Source organism: Neoroseomonas marina, from assembly GCF_012927745.1.
GTDB classification, from domain to species: Bacteria; Pseudomonadota; Alphaproteobacteria; order Acetobacterales; family Acetobacteraceae; genus Neoroseomonas; species Neoroseomonas marina.
The window spans coordinates 257,843-275,663 of sequence record NZ_JABBKX010000002.1 but is presented as its reverse complement, the minus strand read 5'-3'; the positions used below and the strand labels follow the sequence as shown (position 1 = coordinate 275,663).

The window sequence follows — 17,821 nt, the reverse complement described above, 5'->3', positions numbered from 1 at the left end:
CTACAGTTCCAGCGCGCGGCTGCCAGGAAGGAGTGGGGTGAGCAGTGCATTGCGCTGTTCTTCCCAATTCGTGGACTGCGGCTCCATAAGCCAGGCCAAGCATGCATCCTTCGACAGCGACCTATTGAGCAATGCTTCGATGATGTCCGGAGCCAAGACAGATAGTCTGAGGAGCCGGCCGAGATATCCTCGGTCGATCTTCTCGCCGGCCGCCATATCAGTGATCGAGGCATAGCGGTCCTCGTCCAGCAGTCGCTGGTACCGGAACGCCCGCGCGAGCGCCTTCACCAGCGCCGGATCAGCACGCGTTGGGATGGCCGCGTCGACGCAATCCTGAAGCGGCGTCACCACCGTCTTCCGCCCCGGCCGCCTCCGGATCTTCAGCGGCACCCGGACCGTTATGCTGGTGGCGGCAGTCATGCGGCGGCCCTCAGCGCTTCGGGCGCGATCGCCGTGAGGTCGCGAACCAGGCCGGCTAGTCCCTCGACCCGGAGCCGGATGTCGGCGCCGGCAGGCCCGACCACCACCCGCTCTACCAGCGCCCTGACGATCCTCGCCTGCTCCGCCGGAAATAGCTCCTCCCACAGCGGGTCGAGCCGATGCAGCGCGTCCCGAACCTCGCGCTCGGTCAGGTCCGGAGCCTCGCGTCGAGCGGCTAGCCAGGTGCCGACCACAATCTCCGGCTGTCGAAGCAGGGCGCGGACCTGGCTGATCACCGCGCCCTCGATCTGCGCCGCCGAGACGCGCCGCACGATGCTGTCGTCGCTGTGGGCGTCGCTCTTCAGCACCCGCTGCGCCACGTAATAGCGATAGAGCCTACCATTCTTCACAGCATGGGTCGGCGATAGCGCCCTTCCGTCCAGCCCAAAGATCAGCCCCTTCAGCAACGCCGGCGCGTGCTGCCGGTTCTGTGCCGCCCGGGTGCGTGGGCTGACCTGCAGGATGGCATGCGCCCGGTCCCACAGGTCGCGCGATACGATCGCCTCATGTTCGCCGCGGTAGATGTTCCTCTTGTGGGTCACCTCGCCGATGTAGGTCCGCAGGTTCAACGCCTTGTAGACGTCGCCCTTGTTGAGCAGGCGGCCCGACTTGCTGGCGCTGCTCTCGGCCTGCAGGCGGCGCACCGTCTCCACACCCGAGCCGGTTTCGATGAACAGCTCGAAGATCCGCCGCACGCGCGTGGCCTCCGCTTCGTTGATGATCAGCTTCCGATTCTGCACGTCGTAGCCGAGCGGCACCTTGCCGCCCATCCACATGCCGCGCGCTTTCGACGCGGCGACCTTGTCCCGGATGCGCTCCCCGATCACCTCGCGCTCGAACTGGGCAAAGCTGAGCAAGATGTTCAGCGTCAGCCGGCCCATGCTGGTGGTGGTGTTAAACGACTGCGTGACGGAAACGAAGGTCACGCCGTGCGCTTCCATGGTCTCCACCAGCTTGGCGAAATCCATCAGGGAGCGGGACAGTCGGTCGATCTTGTAGACCACGATGACGTCGACGAGGTCCTGCTCAGTGTCAGCCAGCAGCCGCTTCAGGGCCGGGCGCTCCAGCGTGCCGCCGGAGAACCCGCCATCGTCATAGCGGTCCCTGACCAGGATCCAGCCCTCGGCGCGCTGGCTGGCGACATACGCCTCGCAGGCCTCGCGCTGCGCGTCGAGCGTGTTGAACTCCTTGTCGAGCCCCTCGTCCGTGCTCTTGCGGGTGTAGACCGCGCAGCGCAGCTTCTTCGTGGTCGCCGGCATCACCGCGCCGGCGGGCGCCTTCCGCCTCATGCCCCACCGCCCGGCTGGCGCAGCCCAAAGAACGCCCAGCCGTTCCAGCGCGTGCCAGTGATGTGGCGCGCGATGGCCGACAGCGACCGATACGGCCGCCCCTCATATTCGAAGTCGTCGGCGCGGACGGTGACGACGTGCTGCACGCCGTCGTGCTCGCGGAGCAGCCGCGTGCCTGGCAGCGGCCGGCTGTCGGCGCGGATCCGCCGGAGCACGATGTTCCCGCCGTCCAGTTGCTCTCCCAGCGCCTCAAGCCGCGCCCGCGTCTCGGGCTTCAACCCGCCATAGGCGAGTTCCTGGGTGCGATAGGCGAGCCGGCTGGTGATGTAGCTGCGGCTGAACGGGGGCGGTTCCTTCCCGAACAACTCCCGCCACTGCTGCTTCAGTTGCGCGATTGGCGCTGCCTGTAGCGCGGCAAGGCGCGGCAGCACCTGCGCCGGCGGGATCGTCGGGATGGTGGGCGCCGGCGGCGCGGCATCCTGCTGCTTCGCCTTCGTGGTCGATCGTCGGGTCATGCGACTCCCTTTCTCCTGGGGTTCGCATGACGGCGCTGCCAGGCGGTCGAGTGTAGGCGAACCTCTCCCCGCCCCCCGGCCTGTTCCGCGTCGCGCGCGAGATCCTCGGCAGCGCGGCTGCGCAGCCGCAGGATCCCGCGAGCGAGAACGTCGCAGACCTCGCGGAGGTGGGGCGGGAGATGAAGGTTGGCAGGAGGCGGGGGCATCGCGATCCATTGTCGTCCTGCCCCTTATCTACGGATCTGCGCGGCGACGTTCTCACGGCATTGCGCAGCACGTGATGATCAGGCGGCGCGCTTCTTCGCTTCCGGTCCGAACATCGCCCACACATCGCGAAGGCGGCGCTTCAAGGTGCTGTCATCGGGCACCTTGAGCCCCTTGGACGCGAACCAAGCCTGCATGTGGCGGATCAGGACTGCCTGGGATTCCGGCACCCCTTCGAAATAGAACAGCCGGCACGCCTCCAGCCTTGCGGCATCCCAATCATGGGTCGGCTGCACCCCACGGCGAGAACGGACAGGCGCATCCGCCTCGTGATCACCGTCCTGCGATTCGAGACGACGCCATTCTTCACGGCGCACCCCGAGCTCATCGCGCGTCACCAGCAGGCCCGCCTGATCCGGATTGCCGCTTTCGATGCTCATATACCCAGCACCTTCTGTCGGCAGTGCGTGCACGACACCGGTGCCGTTGCGCAAGATGGTCCAGCCGTCGACGGGGTAGAGATCGACCAGGCCATTCAGCATGCGAAAGCCAGCCGGGATCCTGAACCCCCGCCCATCGCCGTCTTCCTCCCAGTCGCCGATTTCCACGCGCAGGCCAGCAACCGGGACACTGAGCCGCAGTTGCCCCTCGGCCGCCATGACCCCCATGTCGACGAGCGACAGACCGAAATGAGCGCCGACGTCGTCGATGCTGAAGAAGCGTTTGTGTTGCCGACGGCACGCTGCGCGCGGTGAGCGTCGGCTACCGCGTGCACCGCTACGAGCCGCGGCCCGACGCCGCCACCGGCGAGACCGTCCACCGCGCGGTGGATTGGGAGCCCTTCGAGATTTCCGTCGTGCCGGTCCCGGTGGACCGCGATGCGGCGGTGCGCGGCGAGGCGCCGCAGGGCGCGCCCGCCGTCGCGATCGAACCAGCTCTGCCTGACGAGGATCCACCCATGCCCGAGACCCCGGCCGCGCCGGCCGCCAGGGACATTCCCGCGCCGTCTGCGCCGCCCACCCCGCCCCAGGAGATCGCCGTGACCACCAGCCCCGCACCGGCCGCCCCGTCCACGTCCGCCACGCCGCCCGCAGCGGTCGCACCGCCCGAGCTGACCCGCGCCGCTCCGCCCGATCTCGACGCGGTCCGCGCCGAGGCCCAGCGCGCCGAACGCGAGCGTATCGCCGGCATCGACGTCGCGGTGGAGGCCGCCCGCGCCCTCCTGCCGGCCGACCGCATCACCCCGATCCGTGCCGAGGCCATCGCCCAGGGCTGGACCGGCGACCAGGCCCGCCGCGCTCTGTTCGATGCCCTGGTGGCGCAGGGCCCGCGGCCGTCGATTCCCGCGCGTCCCGAGACCGGCCCAAGCCACGACGACCCGGCGCAGATCCTCGACGCCATGGCCGAGGCCCTCGCCGCCCGCGCCATGCCCGGCTATCAGCCCCAGGGGGAGAATGGTCGCGCGGGCCGCCACGCCGAGTTCATGGGCTGGCGCCCGTCCGACATGATCGGCGAGCTGCTGCGCGCCCGCGGCGAGCGGAGCGTGCCGCGCAACCCGACGCTGCTCGCCGAGCGCGCCTTCCACACCAGCTCGGACTTTCCGCTGCTGCTCGCGGCCGCCGCCAACAAGATGCTGCTCGCCGCCTACCAGCCGGCGCAGCCGACCTACCGGCAGATCTTCCTCCGGCGGGACTTCCGCGACTTCAAGCCGCACCGGCACCTCCGCGTCGGCGACTTCCCGACCCTGCTGCCGCTCGCCGAGAACGGCGAGATCCAGGTCGGCACCATGTCCGAGAGCCAGGAGATCGTGCTGCTGCAGACCTTCGCGCGACGCATCCGCGTCACGCGGCCGATGCTGGTCAATGACGATCTCGGCGCCTTCACCGACTTCGCCGCCGCCATCGGTCGCCGCGTCGCCGAGTTCGAGAACGCCACCGCCTACAACCTGCTGAACAGCGCCAATGGCGACGGCCCGACGCTGACCACCGGCAGCGCCGCGGTGTTCGCCACCGGTGCCGCGCGGGCCAACAAGGCCAGCACCGGCTCGGTGCTCGACACCACCACCATCGGCGCCGGCCGCACCGCCATCATGAAGCAGCGCACGCTGGACGGGCTGCCGATCTCCATGGGCCAGACCATGCGCCTGCTGGTCGGGCCGAACCTCGAACTCGCCGCGCGGCAGGCGACGGTGGTCGTGCAGGCGAGCGAGATCGGCAAGGCGAACGTCTTTGCCGGCTTCGTGCAGCCGGTGATCGAACCGCTGATCCAGGCGAACCGCTGGTACCTGTTCTCCGACCCGGTCGCGGCGCCGGTCTATGTCTACGGCTACCTCAACGGGGCCGAGGGACCGCAGGTCACCACCGGCCCCGTGCAGGGCGCGGACGGCGTCGAGGTCAGCGTGATCTTCGACTTCGGCGTCGGCGCCATCGACTGGCGCGGGGCCTGGTTCAACCCGGGGACCTGATCCTTCCCACCACCACAGCAGCTTCGTCGAGGGCGCCCCACCGGGCGCCTTCGGCGTTTCAGGAGACCCTTCCATGCGCAACTGCATCCGTCCCGACGCGCGCTCCATCCCGATGGTGGTGCCCTATGCCGGCGGGATCCTCTCCGGCCAGGGCATGCTGGTCGGCGCCTTCTTCGGGGTGGCAGCGTCCGACGCCGCGCAGAACGCCAGCGTCGACTGCGAGACCCGCGGCGAGTTCGAACTCACCAAGGAGCCCGCCCTCGCCATCAGCCAGGGCGCGCGGGTGTTCTGGGACAACACGAACCGGCGCATCACCACCACCGCGACCGGCAACTTCCAGGTCGGCCTCTGCACCGTCGCCGCGCTGGCGGCCGATGCCACGGTGCGGGTGATGCTGGCCCGCGTGCCGGCCTCGGGGGCGTGATGGCCGAGCTGCTGCCGCGCGACCGCGCGCGCCTTGAGGGCGTGCACCGCGACCTGGTGCGCGTCGTCGAACGGGCCCGCCAGGCGGTGCCCTTCATCGTGACGGAGGGGCTGCGCTCGCGCGAGCGCCAGGCCCAGCTGGTCGCGATCGGTGCCTCGCGCACCATGAACAGCCGGCACCTCACCGGCCATGCTGTCGATCTGGCCTACTGGCTCGACGATGGCGACGGCGCGGTGGAGCAGAGCGAGATCCGCTGGGACTGGCCGCTGTATGAGCAGATCGGCGCGGCGATGAAGGCAGCGGCGAAGGAGCTCGGCGTGCCGATCGTCTGGGGCGGCGACTGGGCGTCCTTCCGGGACGGGCCGCATTTCGAGCTCGACCGCAAGGCCTATCCCTGATGGGCGTGGCGATCCTCGCGCTGCTCGGCCGGCACGCCGTGCCGGTCGGTCTGGCAGCGGCCGTCGCCATGACGGCGCTGTCCGCGTGGCACTTCCGATCGCAGCGCGATGCGGCACGGATGGATGCGGCGATGGCCAGCCGCACGGCGGAGGCGAATGCCGCCGCGCTGGCCCGCGCCACCGCCGAACACGCGCGCCACATCGCCGCGCTGACCGGCGAGGCCGAGCGCGCCCGCATCCAGGCCGCACGCCTCGGCGCCAACCTGGAGGCCCTCCGCCGTGATCCGAGCCACGCTGCCGGCGCTGCCCCTGTGCTGCGCGATGTTGTCGAGCGCCTGCGCGCCAACCGCGCTGCCGGAGATCCGGCTGCTGCCGCTCCGTCTCCCTGACGCCCTCCTCGTCTGTGCTGCGGCGCCGACGCTGCCGAACGCAGACCGGCTGACCCAAGGGCAGGTGGCGGAGCTGCTGCTGGCTTACGACGCCGCCCATGCCGACTGCGCCGCTCGGCTTGCCGCAGTGCGACGGCTCAACCCGGCCGATGGGGGCGAGCAGTGAACGCCTTCGCCGATGCGATGAGGGCGCTGGTCGCCGATCCGAACCTGGGCGCCGAGGCAGTCTATCGGCAGGGCGGTACTGGCCCGGCAGTTCCGGTCCGTGTTCTCCGGTCGTCGCCCGATCGCGTGGCCGACGCCTTCGGCACCGAGATTCTGTCGGCCACCGACATCCTCTCGGTCGCTATCGCCACGCTGCCGGACCTCGCCGCCGGCGACAGCTTCGCCCTCGGCGCCGACCTGCTCATCGTCACCCATGCCGAGCGCGACGCCTCCGGCACCGCATGGCGCGTGCTCTGCCAGCGATAGGAGTTCCCGCCATGCCGCAGAACGCCCTGACCCTGCTGGAGATCCTGCGCGACCTGCTGCTCGGCGCCGCAGCCGGCCTCGCCGGTGGCTTCGTGCGCTGGAACAACCCCGAGCGCCGGCGCTTTGGCTGGTGCCTGGCCTGGGAGGTGCCCTCCGCCGCGCTGGTCGGCAGCGCCGGTTACGCCCTCGGCGGCTTCCTCGAGTTCAACGAGTACGGCCGGTTCCTGTTCGCCTTCGTGTTTGGCTACCTCGGCCAGGCGGCGCTGCACGATCTCGCCGTCGCCATCATCCGCCACCGCACCGGCTTGCCGCCGGGCGGCGGCTCGCCGTGAGGCTCGCCGCCCGCATTGTCGGCGACCTGCGGCAGGTGCTCGCCGCCGAGGTGCGCGCCGGCGAGCGCGCGGCGATGACGGCGATCCGCGCCGAGACCGAGCAGGTCAAGCAGGATCTGCGGCGGCAGGTGACCAGCAGCTTCGGCGGCAATGCGCGAGGGATCGCCAATGCCTGGCGCTCGCAGGTCTTTCCCCGCGCGGGCCACTCGCTCCGTCCCGCTGGCCTGGTCTGGACCAAGGTGCCAAACGTCATCGACGCCTTCGAGCGCGGTGCGCTGATCCGGGCCAAGGGTGGCCGGAAGTTCCTCGCCATCCCGACCGGCTTCAACGCGGCGCGGGGGCGGCGGGGCCGCGGCGAGAAGGGCATGCGCGTCACACCGGCACAGATGGTCGCCTCCGGACAGGGCTTTCTCCGCCCCTTCAAGTCCGGACGGGGCTTCGTGTGGTGCCTGCCACTGCGACAGGGCGAGCAGACCGGCCGCCGCCGCCGCACGCGCCTCATCGCAGGCGGCGTCGCGGAGGTCGGCACCGGCAACCGCAAGGGTCGCGAGGCCTGGGCGCGCGGCATGCTCCAGCGCGGCATGGTGCCGATGTTCCTGCTGCTGCCGCAGGTGAAGCTCGCCAAGCGGCTGGACGTGAAGGGTGCCGCTGAACGCGGCCTGCGCCGGCTGCCCGGGCGCTTTGTCGCGGCCTGGGAGCGCGAGAGCGGGAGGGCGGCGCCATGAGCATGCGCGAGGCCGCGATCGCGGCGTTGCATGGCCGTCTGGCGGCGGCGCTCGGCACCCGTAATCCCGCTCCCCTGGTGCTGCGCGGCGAGACGATGCCGCAACGTCTGCCGCCGGGCGGGCTCGTCGTCCTGCGCGATGGCGAGACCGTGGAGGAGACGGCGATCCTCTCGCCGCTCGCCTGGGCCATCGAGCACCGCGCCGAGGTCGAGGTCACCGTCAGCGGTGCAACGCCGCCGGCCCGGACCGCGCTGCTCGACACGCTGCTGGTGGACATCGCCGCCGCCATCGCTGCTGACCGCACCCTCGGCGGCTCCGTGGAATGGGCGCAGCCCGGCGCGCCCGACTTCGAGGATGTCGAGCTCGAGGGCGCTGCCGCGGCCCGCGCTGCCTCCGTCTCCGTCACCCTGTTCTTCACCGTCGTCGGCTCGCCGCTGGCCTGACGGTTCTTCCTCCCCGCTGATCCCGGAGACCTCCGATGCCCCGTGCCATCGGCGCCAATTGCCGTCTGCTCATGATCCCCGAGGCGACCTACGGCACCGCGCCCGCGGGCGACTGGATGCGCATGCCGTTCCTCTCCTGCGACCTCGGTGCCGAGCAGCCGCTGCTCGATGCCGACGTCATTGGCGTCGGCAGCAGCCGGGATCCGGCGGCACCCTTCCTCGACACCGTCACCGTGCAGGGGCAGGCGGTGGTGCCGGTCGACCTGGTGAACATCGGCCACTGGCTGCGCCTGCTGCTCGGCCCGCCGACCACCACCGGCACCAGCCCGAACTTCATCCACAGCTTCGGCTCGGGCGCGGCGGCGTTGCCCTCCAACAGCATCGAAATCGGCTACCCGGACGTGCCGAACTACGACCTCTGCACCGGGGTTCGCGCCGACACGCTGGAAATCGACTTCTCGCCGAGCGGCCCGGCCACCGCGACTTTCGGGCTGATCGGGCAGGGCTCGACGCGCGGCGCCTCGAGCTCGGGCGGCACGCCGACCAGCGCCGCCTACACCGCCTTCCACAAGGCGCAGGGGGCGATCAGCCGGGACGGCTCCGCGCTGGCGCAGGTGACGGGGGCTAGGCTGACCTACGCGAACGGCATGGAGATGGTCCGCACCATCCGCGCCGACCGGAAGGTGGAGGGCGTGGATCCCGGCATCGCGCGCGCGACCGGCCAGATCACCGCGCGCTTCGCCGACACCACGCTGCTGACCCAGGCACAGACCAACGCGCCCGCGGAGTTCGCCTTCAGCTACACGATCGACGCCAACTGCAGCCTGACCTTCACGCTGCACGAAGTCTACCTGGCGTTGGCCAAGACGCCGGTCGAAGGGCCGGGCGGCGTCGAGGCCAGCTTCGAGTTCCGCGCGGCCTTTAATGCGACGGCCACGCGGATGATGACGGCGGCGCTCAGGAATCAGCAGGCAGCGGGTGAATACGCGTCACCGTAGCAGTGATTCAAAAGTCCAAGACCAGCCTGGCGATAGACGTTGCAGCCCGCGATCTCGTCGCCGTCCGCCGGTTGGTTCGTAGATCTTGACTGATTGACGACTGCTTCCTGATGCGCAAGCAACGCAGCTTAGACCAGGACGAGTTCAACGCGCGGGCACGAAACCAGGGTTGAAGTCGCCAAAATCATGCCGATGCCTAGAGGTGATCCTGTGTTCTAGGCTCAGCAGGTCAAGGTCAATGAGTTGGTGCACCGGTCCTCCGTGCAGATGACGGAGAACCTCCGAAATTGCGAGCGCGCCAGCTACCGCGCCTACGAATGGCGCCCCGACGGCCTTGCCGGCCAGCAGAGTCACCCCGCAGCGGTCGAGGGTGCCCCGCGCGAGGAGCTGAGCGTATGCCCGCTGTTCTTCCACATTCTCCTTGGCCGCCGTCCCCTTCCAGATTTCGGCAGCCTGACGCGGTCCAGGCAGGGTGTGGAGCCGCATCGTCCGGAAGTCACGGTGTCCTCGGCCGAGCCCGGCTTCTATCACCATCTTGAAGCCAACCTGATCCAGCGCACGACGACCACTCGCGTTATCCAATCCGCAGAGCGCAATTGCAGGCTCTGATGGCTGACAGGCAAAGTCTGCATCGAATAGCCGCTCGTGGATCGTGGTCGCGAAGCCGCGCCGCTCAGTCCATGCCGCCATGGCCCTGGTCTTTTTGAGTCCGACCATGGTCGCATCCGTCAGAATCGAGGTGCTCTCCGTGGATGGCGTGATGATGTCGATGTCCTGGAGTACGAGTGAGACCTTTGCCGGGTCTCGATAGGGCAGAAGACTCAGACCCCACAGGTAGGCCTGGCCGAGATGTCCCAGGCCTAGCAGCCAGAGGTTCGAGGGCAGGTAGGTCAGGACCGGTTCCGCCGGGTCCGCCTTGAGCCAATCAATCGCCGCGTCAGGCTGCCAGAGCGAGAGGCCGAGCACGCGCCGCCCTGCGGCGGGCGCGCCGCCGCTCACGGACAGAAATGCCTCATTGACTGCGAGGGCGCCGGACAGCATCCCCGCTATCGGCATAGCGGGGCCCGGCTCGGGGGACAGCGGCGAATAGGACGGCAGAACGCCACCGCGCCACCCCGCAGCAGCAGTCCGGATTCGAAATCCATTGCGACGTTCTTCGACAACGCCGCCAATAGCGATCTCCGGTGCGCCCTGCGTGAAGCATCCAGGCTTGCCGCCGAGCGCCGCCACCGCAGCAGCAAGGTTGGGGCCGAGTGGCGCCAGTGCGCTGAGCGGCACGGCGAGATCACCAGTGACAGTGACACCACCGAGGAACACCCTTCGGCCAACCGCCACCGCGGTGAGCAGCGCCGCCTGGTGCACTGGGTCGGAGGCAGCGGAGGCGCCGATGTCGATGTTCAGGCGGTAGCCCCGGAACATCGCCTCGGCCTGGGTAATGCTTTCGGCCGCACCACTGTCGATCGCGTGCTTGACGAGGCGGTGCAGCGATTCAGCCGGCGTGAAGACAGACATGCGATCGCTCCTAGAGCCCGATGTGGAAGAAGGCAGCGCGGTCGGCGGGCGGAACAGCAAGCCACTGCTTGGCGCCCTCATATCGATAGATCCCGATCTCGCTGCGTCGCTGCGGTGGATCCGCGAAGTGAGGCAGGATCAGCGCGATGTGGCCTGCCCGCGAGATCATCGGATGCGCGCGGTCGGACGCACTCTGACCCGAACCGCCCGGGTGGACATGGACATCTGCCACGACGGTGAGCCCTCGCGCCTTGCAGAGTGCCCACAACTCGCCGAAGTGCCTGCCATTGAAGCGCACTATTCCGCTGTCGAGGCAGCGTGGATCGAGATCGTCGTAAAGCACGAAGTCGGCAATATGGGCACGTCCGTCCCGACGAACGCCGAGCAGGAACGCGCCGCTTTCCCGCGACCTACGGTGCCCGCGCTCACGCAGCTTCCGGCAGAGCCGTCGCCACAGGAACCAAGAGCAGGAGAGCTCATGCCGCGGCGCGAAGCGGCGGCGAATAGTCGCGACTATGGAGAAGTTCATAGACGAGCTCCAAGTACTGGACGACGCCGTCGGCCGGACGCCAGATCTTCGAAGGCATCTCGTGACGCCAGGTGTCGTGGCCCTCGATGCTCTCTCGGTCGCAGGGGAGGTAGAGGGCAGTCCCTTCCTTCCAGTCGGTTCGGAAGACCGCCGACACGCGCCCGCCCTGGCCGCGCGGCCAGAGATCGGGTGACAGCACCCGGTCCCGCGCCGGATCCCAGGGACCGCCGGTGGGCGGCGCCTGCGGGTAGCCGGCGCAGTTCAGGCGGAGCACGTACTCGCGGCCGTCCTTCGCCATGACGCCGATCAGGGCATACGGCCACGCGGTGCGGATATGCCGCCAGCGTCCCTCGACCGCGCCGAGGCGGAACGCGGCCTTCGTCATGTCTGCCTCGAAGGCGCGCTGGTCGGGACCACTCACGGCGCGCCGCCATCGGCGCCGTTGACCCGCTCATTGGCGACCAGATCGAATGCCGCCGCGCATGCCTTGCCGGCCACCAGAGTGCCGATGTGCGCCCCCGGCGACGGGCGGTCGTGCGTGCCGGCGAGCTGCAGGACGTGCTCGCCGGCCTCATCATCGGTCATGCCGAACTCGCGCTCGGCAGCCCAACGCTTGACGCGCGCAATGGTCGCGCTCGGCGGGAAGCGCCGCTCGACGGTCTCGCCGTTGAACGTGACTTCCACCACGACATGGCGGCATCGACCGATGTGGACCTTGAGGCCCGTGGGGTCGGCGCGGTCCTTCACGCAGATGGTGTCGCTGAGGGGCTCCTCCTCGTCCTCGACGAAGATCAGGGCCTCGGCGGCAAACCCCTGCAGCCCGACGAGGCGGGCCTTCACGGCGGCGACGGTGGCGTCGGGCTCGACCTCGATGTGCTCGATCTGGGCGACACCCTCAGCCTGGTAGAAGAGATCAATCTTCGGCACGGCACACACCTCGGAATCGGACGGTTTCGGATGAATTATCCATATGAAGTCCGATCAAGGCCGGTCAAGGGAAATTTCGGACGTCGCTGGATGATCTTGACAGAGAGCGTCCGGTGGGTGACTTCTTGGCTTGCCAAGCCGGCAGACGTGTGTCTGCCGGCCAGGGCCGATTCGAACGCAACGGGAGATCACCATGCTTGACGCGGCAGCGCTGGGTCGAAGGCTTCGGGCCGCGCGCGAGAGCCGCAGCATTACTCAACAGGCCGCCGCGGACACGCTCCATATCCCACGTACGGCGCTCACGAACATCGAGGCGGGCACGCGGTCCGTATCCACCCTGGAGCTCACCCAACTCGCAAATCTTTATGGCTTCGCGCCGGCTGCGCTGCTCTCCGACAAGGAGTCGAATACGGAAGATCTTTCCGTAGTACTTCCGAGAGCTCTTCCTGAATTTTCGGGCTCGCCGGCCTTCAAGGCTCACGTCGAGCGCCTGGTCGACCTTTGCCAAGAGGGTGCACGCCTACGTTCGCTGCTCGAACTCCGACGTGAACCGAAGATCCCGAACTATGCGGCCCCGGTCGGAAGTGCGGCGGACGCGATTCGGCAGGCAGAGGAGGTCGCTGGGGAAGAACGACGTCGCCTAGGGTTGGGCAATGCTCCGCTGGGAAGCCTCGCCGAACTTGTCAGCGCGGAGGGTGTCTGGGTAGCCGAGACCGAGTTTGGCCCTCACAGCGACATGTCGGGCCTTTTCATGAACCACCCGGACATTGGCCTCGCCATCCTGGTGAATGCCGGGCACTCGGACGTACGGCGGCGCTTTTCGTATGCGCACGAGTACGCCCATGCGTTGTTCGACCGCGGTGAAACTGTCTCCGCAACCAGGGGCGCCAATGCGTCCGCGCTTATGGAGAAGCGCGCTAACGCCTTCGCGGCCGCCTACCTAATGCCGGCCGATGGCGTCTTCGAGCAATTGAGGTTGCTGAATAAGGGCAATCCAAGCCGATTGACTCAGGCCATCTTCGATGTGGCCAACAACGCGATGTCTGATACGGAGATCAGGCCGCCTGCCGGCTCACAGACCATCACCTACCAAGATGTCGCGTTAATCGCCCGGCATTTCCGAGTGAGCTACGAAGCAGCGGCTTGGCGTCTTCGAAGCTTGAATCGGCTGTCGCAGTCAGAGGCGCAGAGCCTCGTTGCGCAGAAGGAGGTCGGTAATCAGTACCTGAAGATGCTCGACTTCGATGAACTCCTGGACAACGGTTCGCCAAAGGAGAGCAACAAGGTCGGGCGAGAGAAGGAGCTTCGAAGCCAGATCGTGCACTTGGCAATCGAGGCCTTCCGACGGGAGGAGATCTCTGTGGGCCGCCTTCGGGAGATTGCGGCAAAGCTGCTCCTGAACGTTGAGGACCTAGTGGACCTGGCCGAGGCCGCACGCTCCGACGATTGAGGCGCGGGACGATAAGTCAGAGGCGGTCATTGCTCACAGTAAGTCCGCGAAGCTGCCAAACTTCAGCTTGAAGCGATGTTGTCGCTCCCACGCAGCCTTCATGGCGTTCGCGACTCCAACATCGAGTGCACCGCTCTTGATCAGATCGAGGACAATGTCCTGGGTACGGTAGATGACAAGACGCTGCCTTGTGATGCCGGCTTCAGCGACGGCTCTTTTCAGCGCCCTATTGTCATCTATTGCCAGCGGATAGCCTCGATTCAACGCGACAGCGATGGCAGAGCGCTCACCTGGGCCAAGACGGCTGTTGGTGGCGAGTTTCAGAAAGATCGCGACCTCCGCGAGGTCGGTCACCGCCTCCTCTCGAATGTGCCCTGAAGCCTCGGCCTTCGCATAGCGTGCCCGGTGCACAGGATCGGTGATTTCCTGACTCACATGGTCCGTTGCCAACACATCGAAGCGCCACGCGCCCAGAAGCGCCATGCGATCCAAGCGAAGGAAGTTCAGGACGAGAGAGGTGTCAGCCACAACGATGTTCGTCACAACCAGCCTCCGGTCGCGAAGGGCATTCAGCGGCTCTGCGGCTTTGTCGTTCTAGCGAGGCCACGACCGAGCGCGACTTTGGTGATCAGCGGTTTCAACGGCCACGGCGACCAGCAGGGGTCTCCGCCAATTCCTTCGCTTTTCGGCGTCTCTCGCGTGCCGCGGCAAAGTCGGGCTCGAGCTTGCGAACCCGATCCACGAGTCCATCGAGATGATAGATGTTGCTGCCCCAGTCGCCAGCGGCGGTCTTGCGTTGTTCTCGACGAATTAGCCCTGCGATTTCGAGTTGCCGAATGTTCGTCTGAATGGTCTTGTCGGTAACCTTGATGCGGCTTGCAATCTCCTTCTTGGTCGGAAAGGGCCGGCGACTCGGATCACGCCAGTAGTCCAGTAACTGCACCAAGATGTTCATTTGCAAGGGTGTGATCCCAAGCCTCGCTTGGGCGCGGATCAGAATTGAGGGGATGGCCGTGTAGCCGTGCGCGAGAACTTGCTCTCCCCAGATCCTCTCAGTCGACGAGGGCGGCTTGGTTCGGGCGTCTTGTAGCAATTGAGTCTTGGACGCGGCGTCGGGCATCGCGGTTGTCTCCTTCGCCCGAAAAACTGAGGATTGACGTGCTCTCAAGCAATGGGCGGTGCCCGGAAGGGTGAGGAAATCTCCAGGGGCACCCGACTAACCGTGCTTCTGCTGATTGACCGCAATCTCGATTTACGATGATCGATGATTAGGTGGCCGAATGGGTACCGACCTCCCCCCGGAGGCTTCCCGACTGGTGCCCCATCAAATTTCCCTACCACGCGCGCCCTGACTGCCGGCGTGGCCTGTGCACCCCATCATAACCCAGCGGAGTAGCTTATGCTCACCCTCGACCTCCCGGTCGAGCCGTACTGGCTCGACCTGCCGCGCGGCGTGCGCGTGGAAATTCGGCCCGTCACGACGGCCGTCATGGCCGCGGCTCAGGCCGCCGCCGCGCGCCGACTGGCCGCGATCCGCATCGCCGATCCGGACCTCGATCCCGACATGTCGCGCGGCCTGTCCTTCGCCTTCCTGGTCAAGGCGCTCGCTCGCCACGCCGTCACCGCCTGGGACGGCATCGGCGATGCCGCTGGCAAGCCCTTGCCGCTCTCGCCCGAGGCGGTCGAGCGCCTGATGGACCTCGACGATATCGCCGCGGCGTTCTGGGACCGCGCCACCGCCCCGGTCGCCGTGGTGGTCGCCGAGGGAAACGGCTAAGGGCCCGCGCCGCGTGGCACTTCGGCCGCGGGCCCGACTACTGCCGCGGCTGCGCCGCCCTCGACCGCGACTGCGCCAACGCCTGCCCCTACGCCGTGCACGCCCCCACCAGCCTCGAAGGCCACGCCTGCTGGGCCGCCGGCACCGCCTGCGCTGAGGCGACCATGGCCGGCCTGAGGCTCGATACCGCTGCCGCACTCGCCGCGGCGCGCGAGATGGGGGCGGCAGGCTGGGCCGCCGCCGAATTGCTGCTCGCCCTCCGCATCGGCATGGCCGAGGGGGCCGCCGCTCGACGCGAGGGGGAGAGCACCTGACATGGCCGACGCCACCCGCCGCGTCTCGGTCCGCCTCTCGCTGGACGATGCCGCGCGCGTCAAGCAGGAGATGCGCGAGGTCGGCGAGACCGGCCGGCGTTCCCTCGACCAGATCAAGGGTGGCGCCGAACGCGCCTCGCGCTCGCTCGAACTGCTCGACGTCGCCGTGCGCGGCATCCAGCTCGCCGGCGTCGCTGTTGCCGCGCGCGCCCTGGTCCAGGCCGGTGACGCGCTAACCCAGAGCCTTTCCCGGCTGCAGAACGCCACCGGCTCGGTCGAGCGGGCGAGTTCGGTTTACGAGGCGCTGTACCGCAACGCGCTCTCCACCGGCGTCGCCGTCTCCGAGAGCGTCGACGCCTTCCAGCGCTTCTCGATCGCCGCCCGCGAGATCGGCGCCACCTCCGACCAGGTGGTCCGCCTGGTCGGCGGCCTGCAGCGCGTCGCCATCGTCTCCGGTGCCTCCACCCAGGAGATCTCCTCGGCCGCGCTCCAGCTGGCCCAGGCGCTGGCCTCCGGTGTGCTGCAGGGCGACGAGCTGCGTTCCATCCTCGAGACCATGCCGCTGCTGGCCGAGGGGCTGGCCAAGGAACTCGGCGTCTCCATCGGCGAACTGCGCAAGCTCGGCAGCGAGGGCAAGCTCACCGCCGAGCGGGTGTTCCCGGCGCTGCTGCGCGCGACCGAACGGCTCGGCTCCGAGCTCGACCGCGCCCCCCTCTCCCTCGGCCGCGCCTTCGGGCAGCTGACGGCGGCGACCGAGAATTTCTTGGGCCAGCTCGATCGCGCCATCGGCCTGTCCAATGCGCTGGCCCGCGCGCTGTCGGCCGCGGCCCGCGCGGTGGACGGCGTCCGCCAGGGCGCCGGCATGCTCAGCGAGGAGGAACGCTTCGCCGGCATGCGCCGCCAGGCCGAGGCGCTGGCGGCGCAGATCGCCCGGCTGGAGAGCCAGCAGGACGGCCGCGCCAGCCTCACCGCCCCGGTCCGCCGCGGCAGCATCCGCCCCGGCCTGGTCGGCACCGCCGAGCAGCAGGCCGGGGTCGATCGTGCGGCCCGGCTGGAGGAGCTGCGCCGGCAATACACGGAGCTCCAGGCCGAGATCACCCGCGGTGAGCAGGCCGCCGGCGAGCGCCAGCGCAGCGAGCAGGAGAGCGCGGCCACCGCCGCGGCCGATGCCCGTCGGCGCCGCGCAACCCAGGACGTCCAGGAACTCACCCGCGACCTCGACGACCGCTTCCGGATCAACCGGGAGTACGAGGAGCGCGTCCGGCGCCTGCGCGAGGCCGAGGCCGCCGGCGGTGTCACCACCGCCGAGCGCACCCGCCTCGAGACACTGGCGCTCCAGGAGCGCGACGAGGCGCTGCGCCGGCTGGAGCCGCGCGTCGCTGCCGTCCGCCGCGCCAGTGCCGAGGGGGCGCGGGAGGCGCGCGAGGCCGAGCGTGAGCTGAACGACCTGCTGCGCGAGCGCGAGCGGCTGATCCAGCAGAACGAGACCGCCTATGAACGCTACCAGCGCCGTCTCGCCACTCTGTCCAGCTTGGTGGAGCGAGCCGAGCGCGCCGGCCGGGCGGTGCCCGACGAGACCATCCAGCGCGAGGCGGTCGCGGCGATGGAGGAGCTGGAGCGCGCCGAGCGCCGTGTCGAGGAGGGCGCGGCGCGCACCTCCGACGTGGTGCGGGAGCTGGGCCTGACCTTCTCCAGCGCCTTCGAGGACGCGATCGTCAAGGGCGAGAAGTTCTCCTCCGTGCTGGAGGGCCTGCTGCAGGACATCACCCGCATCCTGGCGCGCAAGGTCATCACCGAGCCATTGGGCAATGCCGTCACGGCCGGGCTGTCGGGCATCTCCTTCGACAGCCTGTTCACCGATGTCGGCTCCTGGCTCGGTGGCCTGTTCCGCGCCAAGGGTGGGCCGGTCGCTGCTGGCCAGCCCTATGTCGTCGGCGAGCGTGGCCCGGAGTGGTTCGTGCCACGCCAGGCCGGCACGGTGCTGCCGAACGGCACCGCGCCGGGTGGCCCGACCATCCACACCAGCATCACGATCGATGCGCGCGGCGCGGACGCCGGGGTGGAGGCACGGCTGCGGCTGCTCGCCGGGCAGATCGCCCGCCAGGCCTCGGCGATGACGCTGGATGCCATCCGCCGCGGTGGCGCGGCCTACGACACGGTGCGCGGATAGCGGGGAGAGG

Annotated in this window: 23 protein-coding genes; 13 read left to right on the top strand and 10 right to left on the bottom strand. The window is 68.7% G+C overall.

The annotated features are described in order from the left end of the window. The 4 genes from GWK16_RS06555 to GWK16_RS06540 all read right to left on the bottom strand — a co-directional run bounded on the left by GWK16_RS06555 (position 1) and on the right by GWK16_RS06540 (position 3,147). Positions 1–420: a hypothetical protein gene (locus GWK16_RS06555; protein WP_170053153.1), complete on the bottom strand. Its 420-nt coding sequence runs from the start codon at positions 418–420 to the stop codon at positions 1–3. Beyond that, positions 417–1,769 (bottom strand): recombinase family protein, encoded by a 1,353-nt coding sequence (locus GWK16_RS06550; protein WP_170053152.1) that lies wholly within the window; start codon positions 1,767–1,769, stop codon positions 417–419. Before GWK16_RS06550 ends, GWK16_RS06555 begins: the two co-directional genes overlap by 4 nt. Further along, positions 1,766–2,284 carry a DUF2924 domain-containing protein gene (locus GWK16_RS06545; protein ID WP_170053151.1) on the bottom strand — a complete coding sequence of 173 codons (519 nt, stop codon included), beginning with the start codon at positions 2,282–2,284 and terminating at the stop codon, positions 1,766–1,768. The genes GWK16_RS06550 and GWK16_RS06545 overlap by 4 nt, the downstream gene beginning before the upstream one ends. Positions 2,285–2,568: 284 nt before the next feature. Next, entirely contained in the window at positions 2,569–3,147 is a 579-nt protein-coding gene (locus GWK16_RS06540) for a hypothetical protein (RefSeq protein WP_170053150.1), read from the bottom strand. 92 nt (positions 3,148–3,239) lie between these two features. Between GWK16_RS06540 and GWK16_RS06535 the strand changes: the two genes are divergently transcribed. The 9 genes from GWK16_RS06535 (at position 3,240) to GWK16_RS06495 (ending at position 9,132) form a co-directional block, all read left to right on the top strand. Next, entirely contained in the window at positions 3,240–4,952 is a 1,713-nt protein-coding gene (locus GWK16_RS06535) for a phage major capsid protein (RefSeq protein WP_248291201.1), read from the top strand. A gap of 73 nt (positions 4,953–5,025) precedes the next feature. Then, positions 5,026–5,376, top strand: coding sequence for a DUF2190 family protein (locus GWK16_RS06530; protein WP_170053149.1), 351 nt, complete (start codon positions 5,026–5,028; stop codon positions 5,374–5,376). Beyond that, positions 5,376–5,774: a M15 family metallopeptidase gene (locus tag GWK16_RS06525; RefSeq protein WP_170053148.1), complete on the top strand. Its 399-nt coding sequence runs from the start codon at positions 5,376–5,378 to the stop codon at positions 5,772–5,774. Before GWK16_RS06530 ends, GWK16_RS06525 begins: the two co-directional genes overlap by 1 nt. A 5-nt stretch (positions 5,775–5,779) precedes the next feature. Beyond that, positions 5,780–6,163, top strand: a complete 384-nt coding sequence (locus GWK16_RS06520) for a hypothetical protein (protein WP_170053147.1) — start codon at positions 5,780–5,782, stop codon at positions 6,161–6,163. A 162-nt stretch (positions 6,164–6,325) separates the two neighbouring features. Further along, a complete protein-coding gene (locus GWK16_RS06515) occupies positions 6,326–6,634 on the top strand; it encodes a head-tail joining protein (RefSeq protein ID WP_170053146.1) in 309 nt (102 codons plus the stop codon). Between the two features lie 11 nt (positions 6,635–6,645). Further along, positions 6,646–6,966, top strand: coding sequence for a phage holin family protein (locus GWK16_RS06510; protein ID WP_170053145.1), 321 nt, complete (start codon positions 6,646–6,648; stop codon positions 6,964–6,966). After that, positions 6,963–7,691: a DUF6441 family protein gene (locus GWK16_RS06505; protein ID WP_170053144.1), complete on the top strand. Its 729-nt coding sequence runs from the start codon at positions 6,963–6,965 to the stop codon at positions 7,689–7,691. The genes GWK16_RS06510 and GWK16_RS06505 overlap by 4 nt, the downstream gene beginning before the upstream one ends. Then, on the top strand, positions 7,688–8,134 hold the full coding sequence (locus GWK16_RS06500) for a hypothetical protein (protein ID WP_170053143.1): 447 nt from the start codon (positions 7,688–7,690) through the stop codon (positions 8,132–8,134). Before GWK16_RS06505 ends, GWK16_RS06500 begins: the two co-directional genes overlap by 4 nt. A 35-nt stretch (positions 8,135–8,169) precedes the next feature. Further along, complete coding sequence (locus tag GWK16_RS06495) at positions 8,170–9,132, top strand: phage tail tube protein (RefSeq protein ID WP_170053142.1); 963 nt, start codon at positions 8,170–8,172, stop codon at positions 9,130–9,132. A gap of 144 nt (positions 9,133–9,276) precedes the next feature. On the opposite strand, the gene GWK16_RS06490 is transcribed toward GWK16_RS06495, so the two are convergent. Genes GWK16_RS06490 through GWK16_RS06475 form a run of 4 tightly spaced genes read right to left on the bottom strand, consistent with a single transcriptional unit; the run spans position 9,277 to position 12,100 of the window. Then, on the bottom strand, positions 9,277–10,644 hold the full coding sequence (locus GWK16_RS06490) for a thiamine biosynthesis protein ThiF (RefSeq protein WP_170053141.1): 1,368 nt from the start codon (positions 10,642–10,644) through the stop codon (positions 9,277–9,279). Positions 10,645–10,654: 10 nt separating this feature from the next. Next, positions 10,655–11,173 carry a hypothetical protein gene (locus GWK16_RS06485; protein ID WP_170053140.1) on the bottom strand — a complete coding sequence of 173 codons (519 nt, stop codon included), beginning with the start codon at positions 11,171–11,173 and terminating at the stop codon, positions 10,655–10,657. After that, positions 11,121–11,558: a DUF7665 family protein gene (locus GWK16_RS06480; RefSeq protein ID WP_211187167.1), complete on the bottom strand. Its 438-nt coding sequence runs from the start codon at positions 11,556–11,558 to the stop codon at positions 11,121–11,123. The genes GWK16_RS06485 and GWK16_RS06480 overlap by 53 nt, the downstream gene beginning before the upstream one ends. Positions 11,559–11,590: 32 nt before the next feature. Next, complete coding sequence (locus tag GWK16_RS06475; RefSeq protein WP_170053138.1) at positions 11,591–12,100, bottom strand: ubiquitin family protein; 510 nt, start codon at positions 12,098–12,100, stop codon at positions 11,591–11,593. Between the two features lie 193 nt (positions 12,101–12,293). On the opposite strand from GWK16_RS06475, the gene GWK16_RS06470 reads away from it, so the two are divergent. Then, a complete protein-coding gene (locus GWK16_RS06470; RefSeq protein ID WP_170053137.1) occupies positions 12,294–13,550 on the top strand; it encodes a helix-turn-helix domain-containing protein in 1,257 nt (418 codons plus the stop codon). A gap of 33 nt (positions 13,551–13,583) precedes the next feature. On the opposite strand, the gene GWK16_RS06465 is transcribed toward GWK16_RS06470, so the two are convergent. Then, a complete protein-coding gene (locus tag GWK16_RS06465) occupies positions 13,584–14,093 on the bottom strand; it encodes a hypothetical protein (RefSeq protein WP_211187166.1) in 510 nt (169 codons plus the stop codon). 94 nt (positions 14,094–14,187) lie between these two features. Beyond that, a complete protein-coding gene (locus tag GWK16_RS06460) occupies positions 14,188–14,670 on the bottom strand; it encodes a helix-turn-helix domain-containing protein (RefSeq protein WP_170053136.1) in 483 nt (160 codons plus the stop codon). Positions 14,671–14,949: 279 nt separating this feature from the next. Here GWK16_RS06460 and GWK16_RS06455 point away from each other — a divergent pair, with 279 nt between their 5' ends. From GWK16_RS06455 to GWK16_RS06445, 3 genes are all read left to right on the top strand, one after another. Next, positions 14,950–15,327, top strand: coding sequence for a hypothetical protein (locus tag GWK16_RS06455; RefSeq protein WP_170053135.1), 378 nt, complete (start codon positions 14,950–14,952; stop codon positions 15,325–15,327). A 164-nt stretch (positions 15,328–15,491) separates the two neighbouring features. Beyond that, positions 15,492–15,641 carry a hypothetical protein gene (locus GWK16_RS06450; protein ID WP_170053134.1) on the top strand — a complete coding sequence of 50 codons (150 nt, stop codon included), beginning with the start codon at positions 15,492–15,494 and terminating at the stop codon, positions 15,639–15,641. Position 15,642: 1 nt separating this feature from the next. After that, a complete protein-coding gene (locus GWK16_RS06445; protein ID WP_170053133.1) occupies positions 15,643–17,811 on the top strand; it encodes a tape measure protein in 2,169 nt (722 codons plus the stop codon). Positions 17,812–17,821 lie beyond the last annotated feature (10 nt).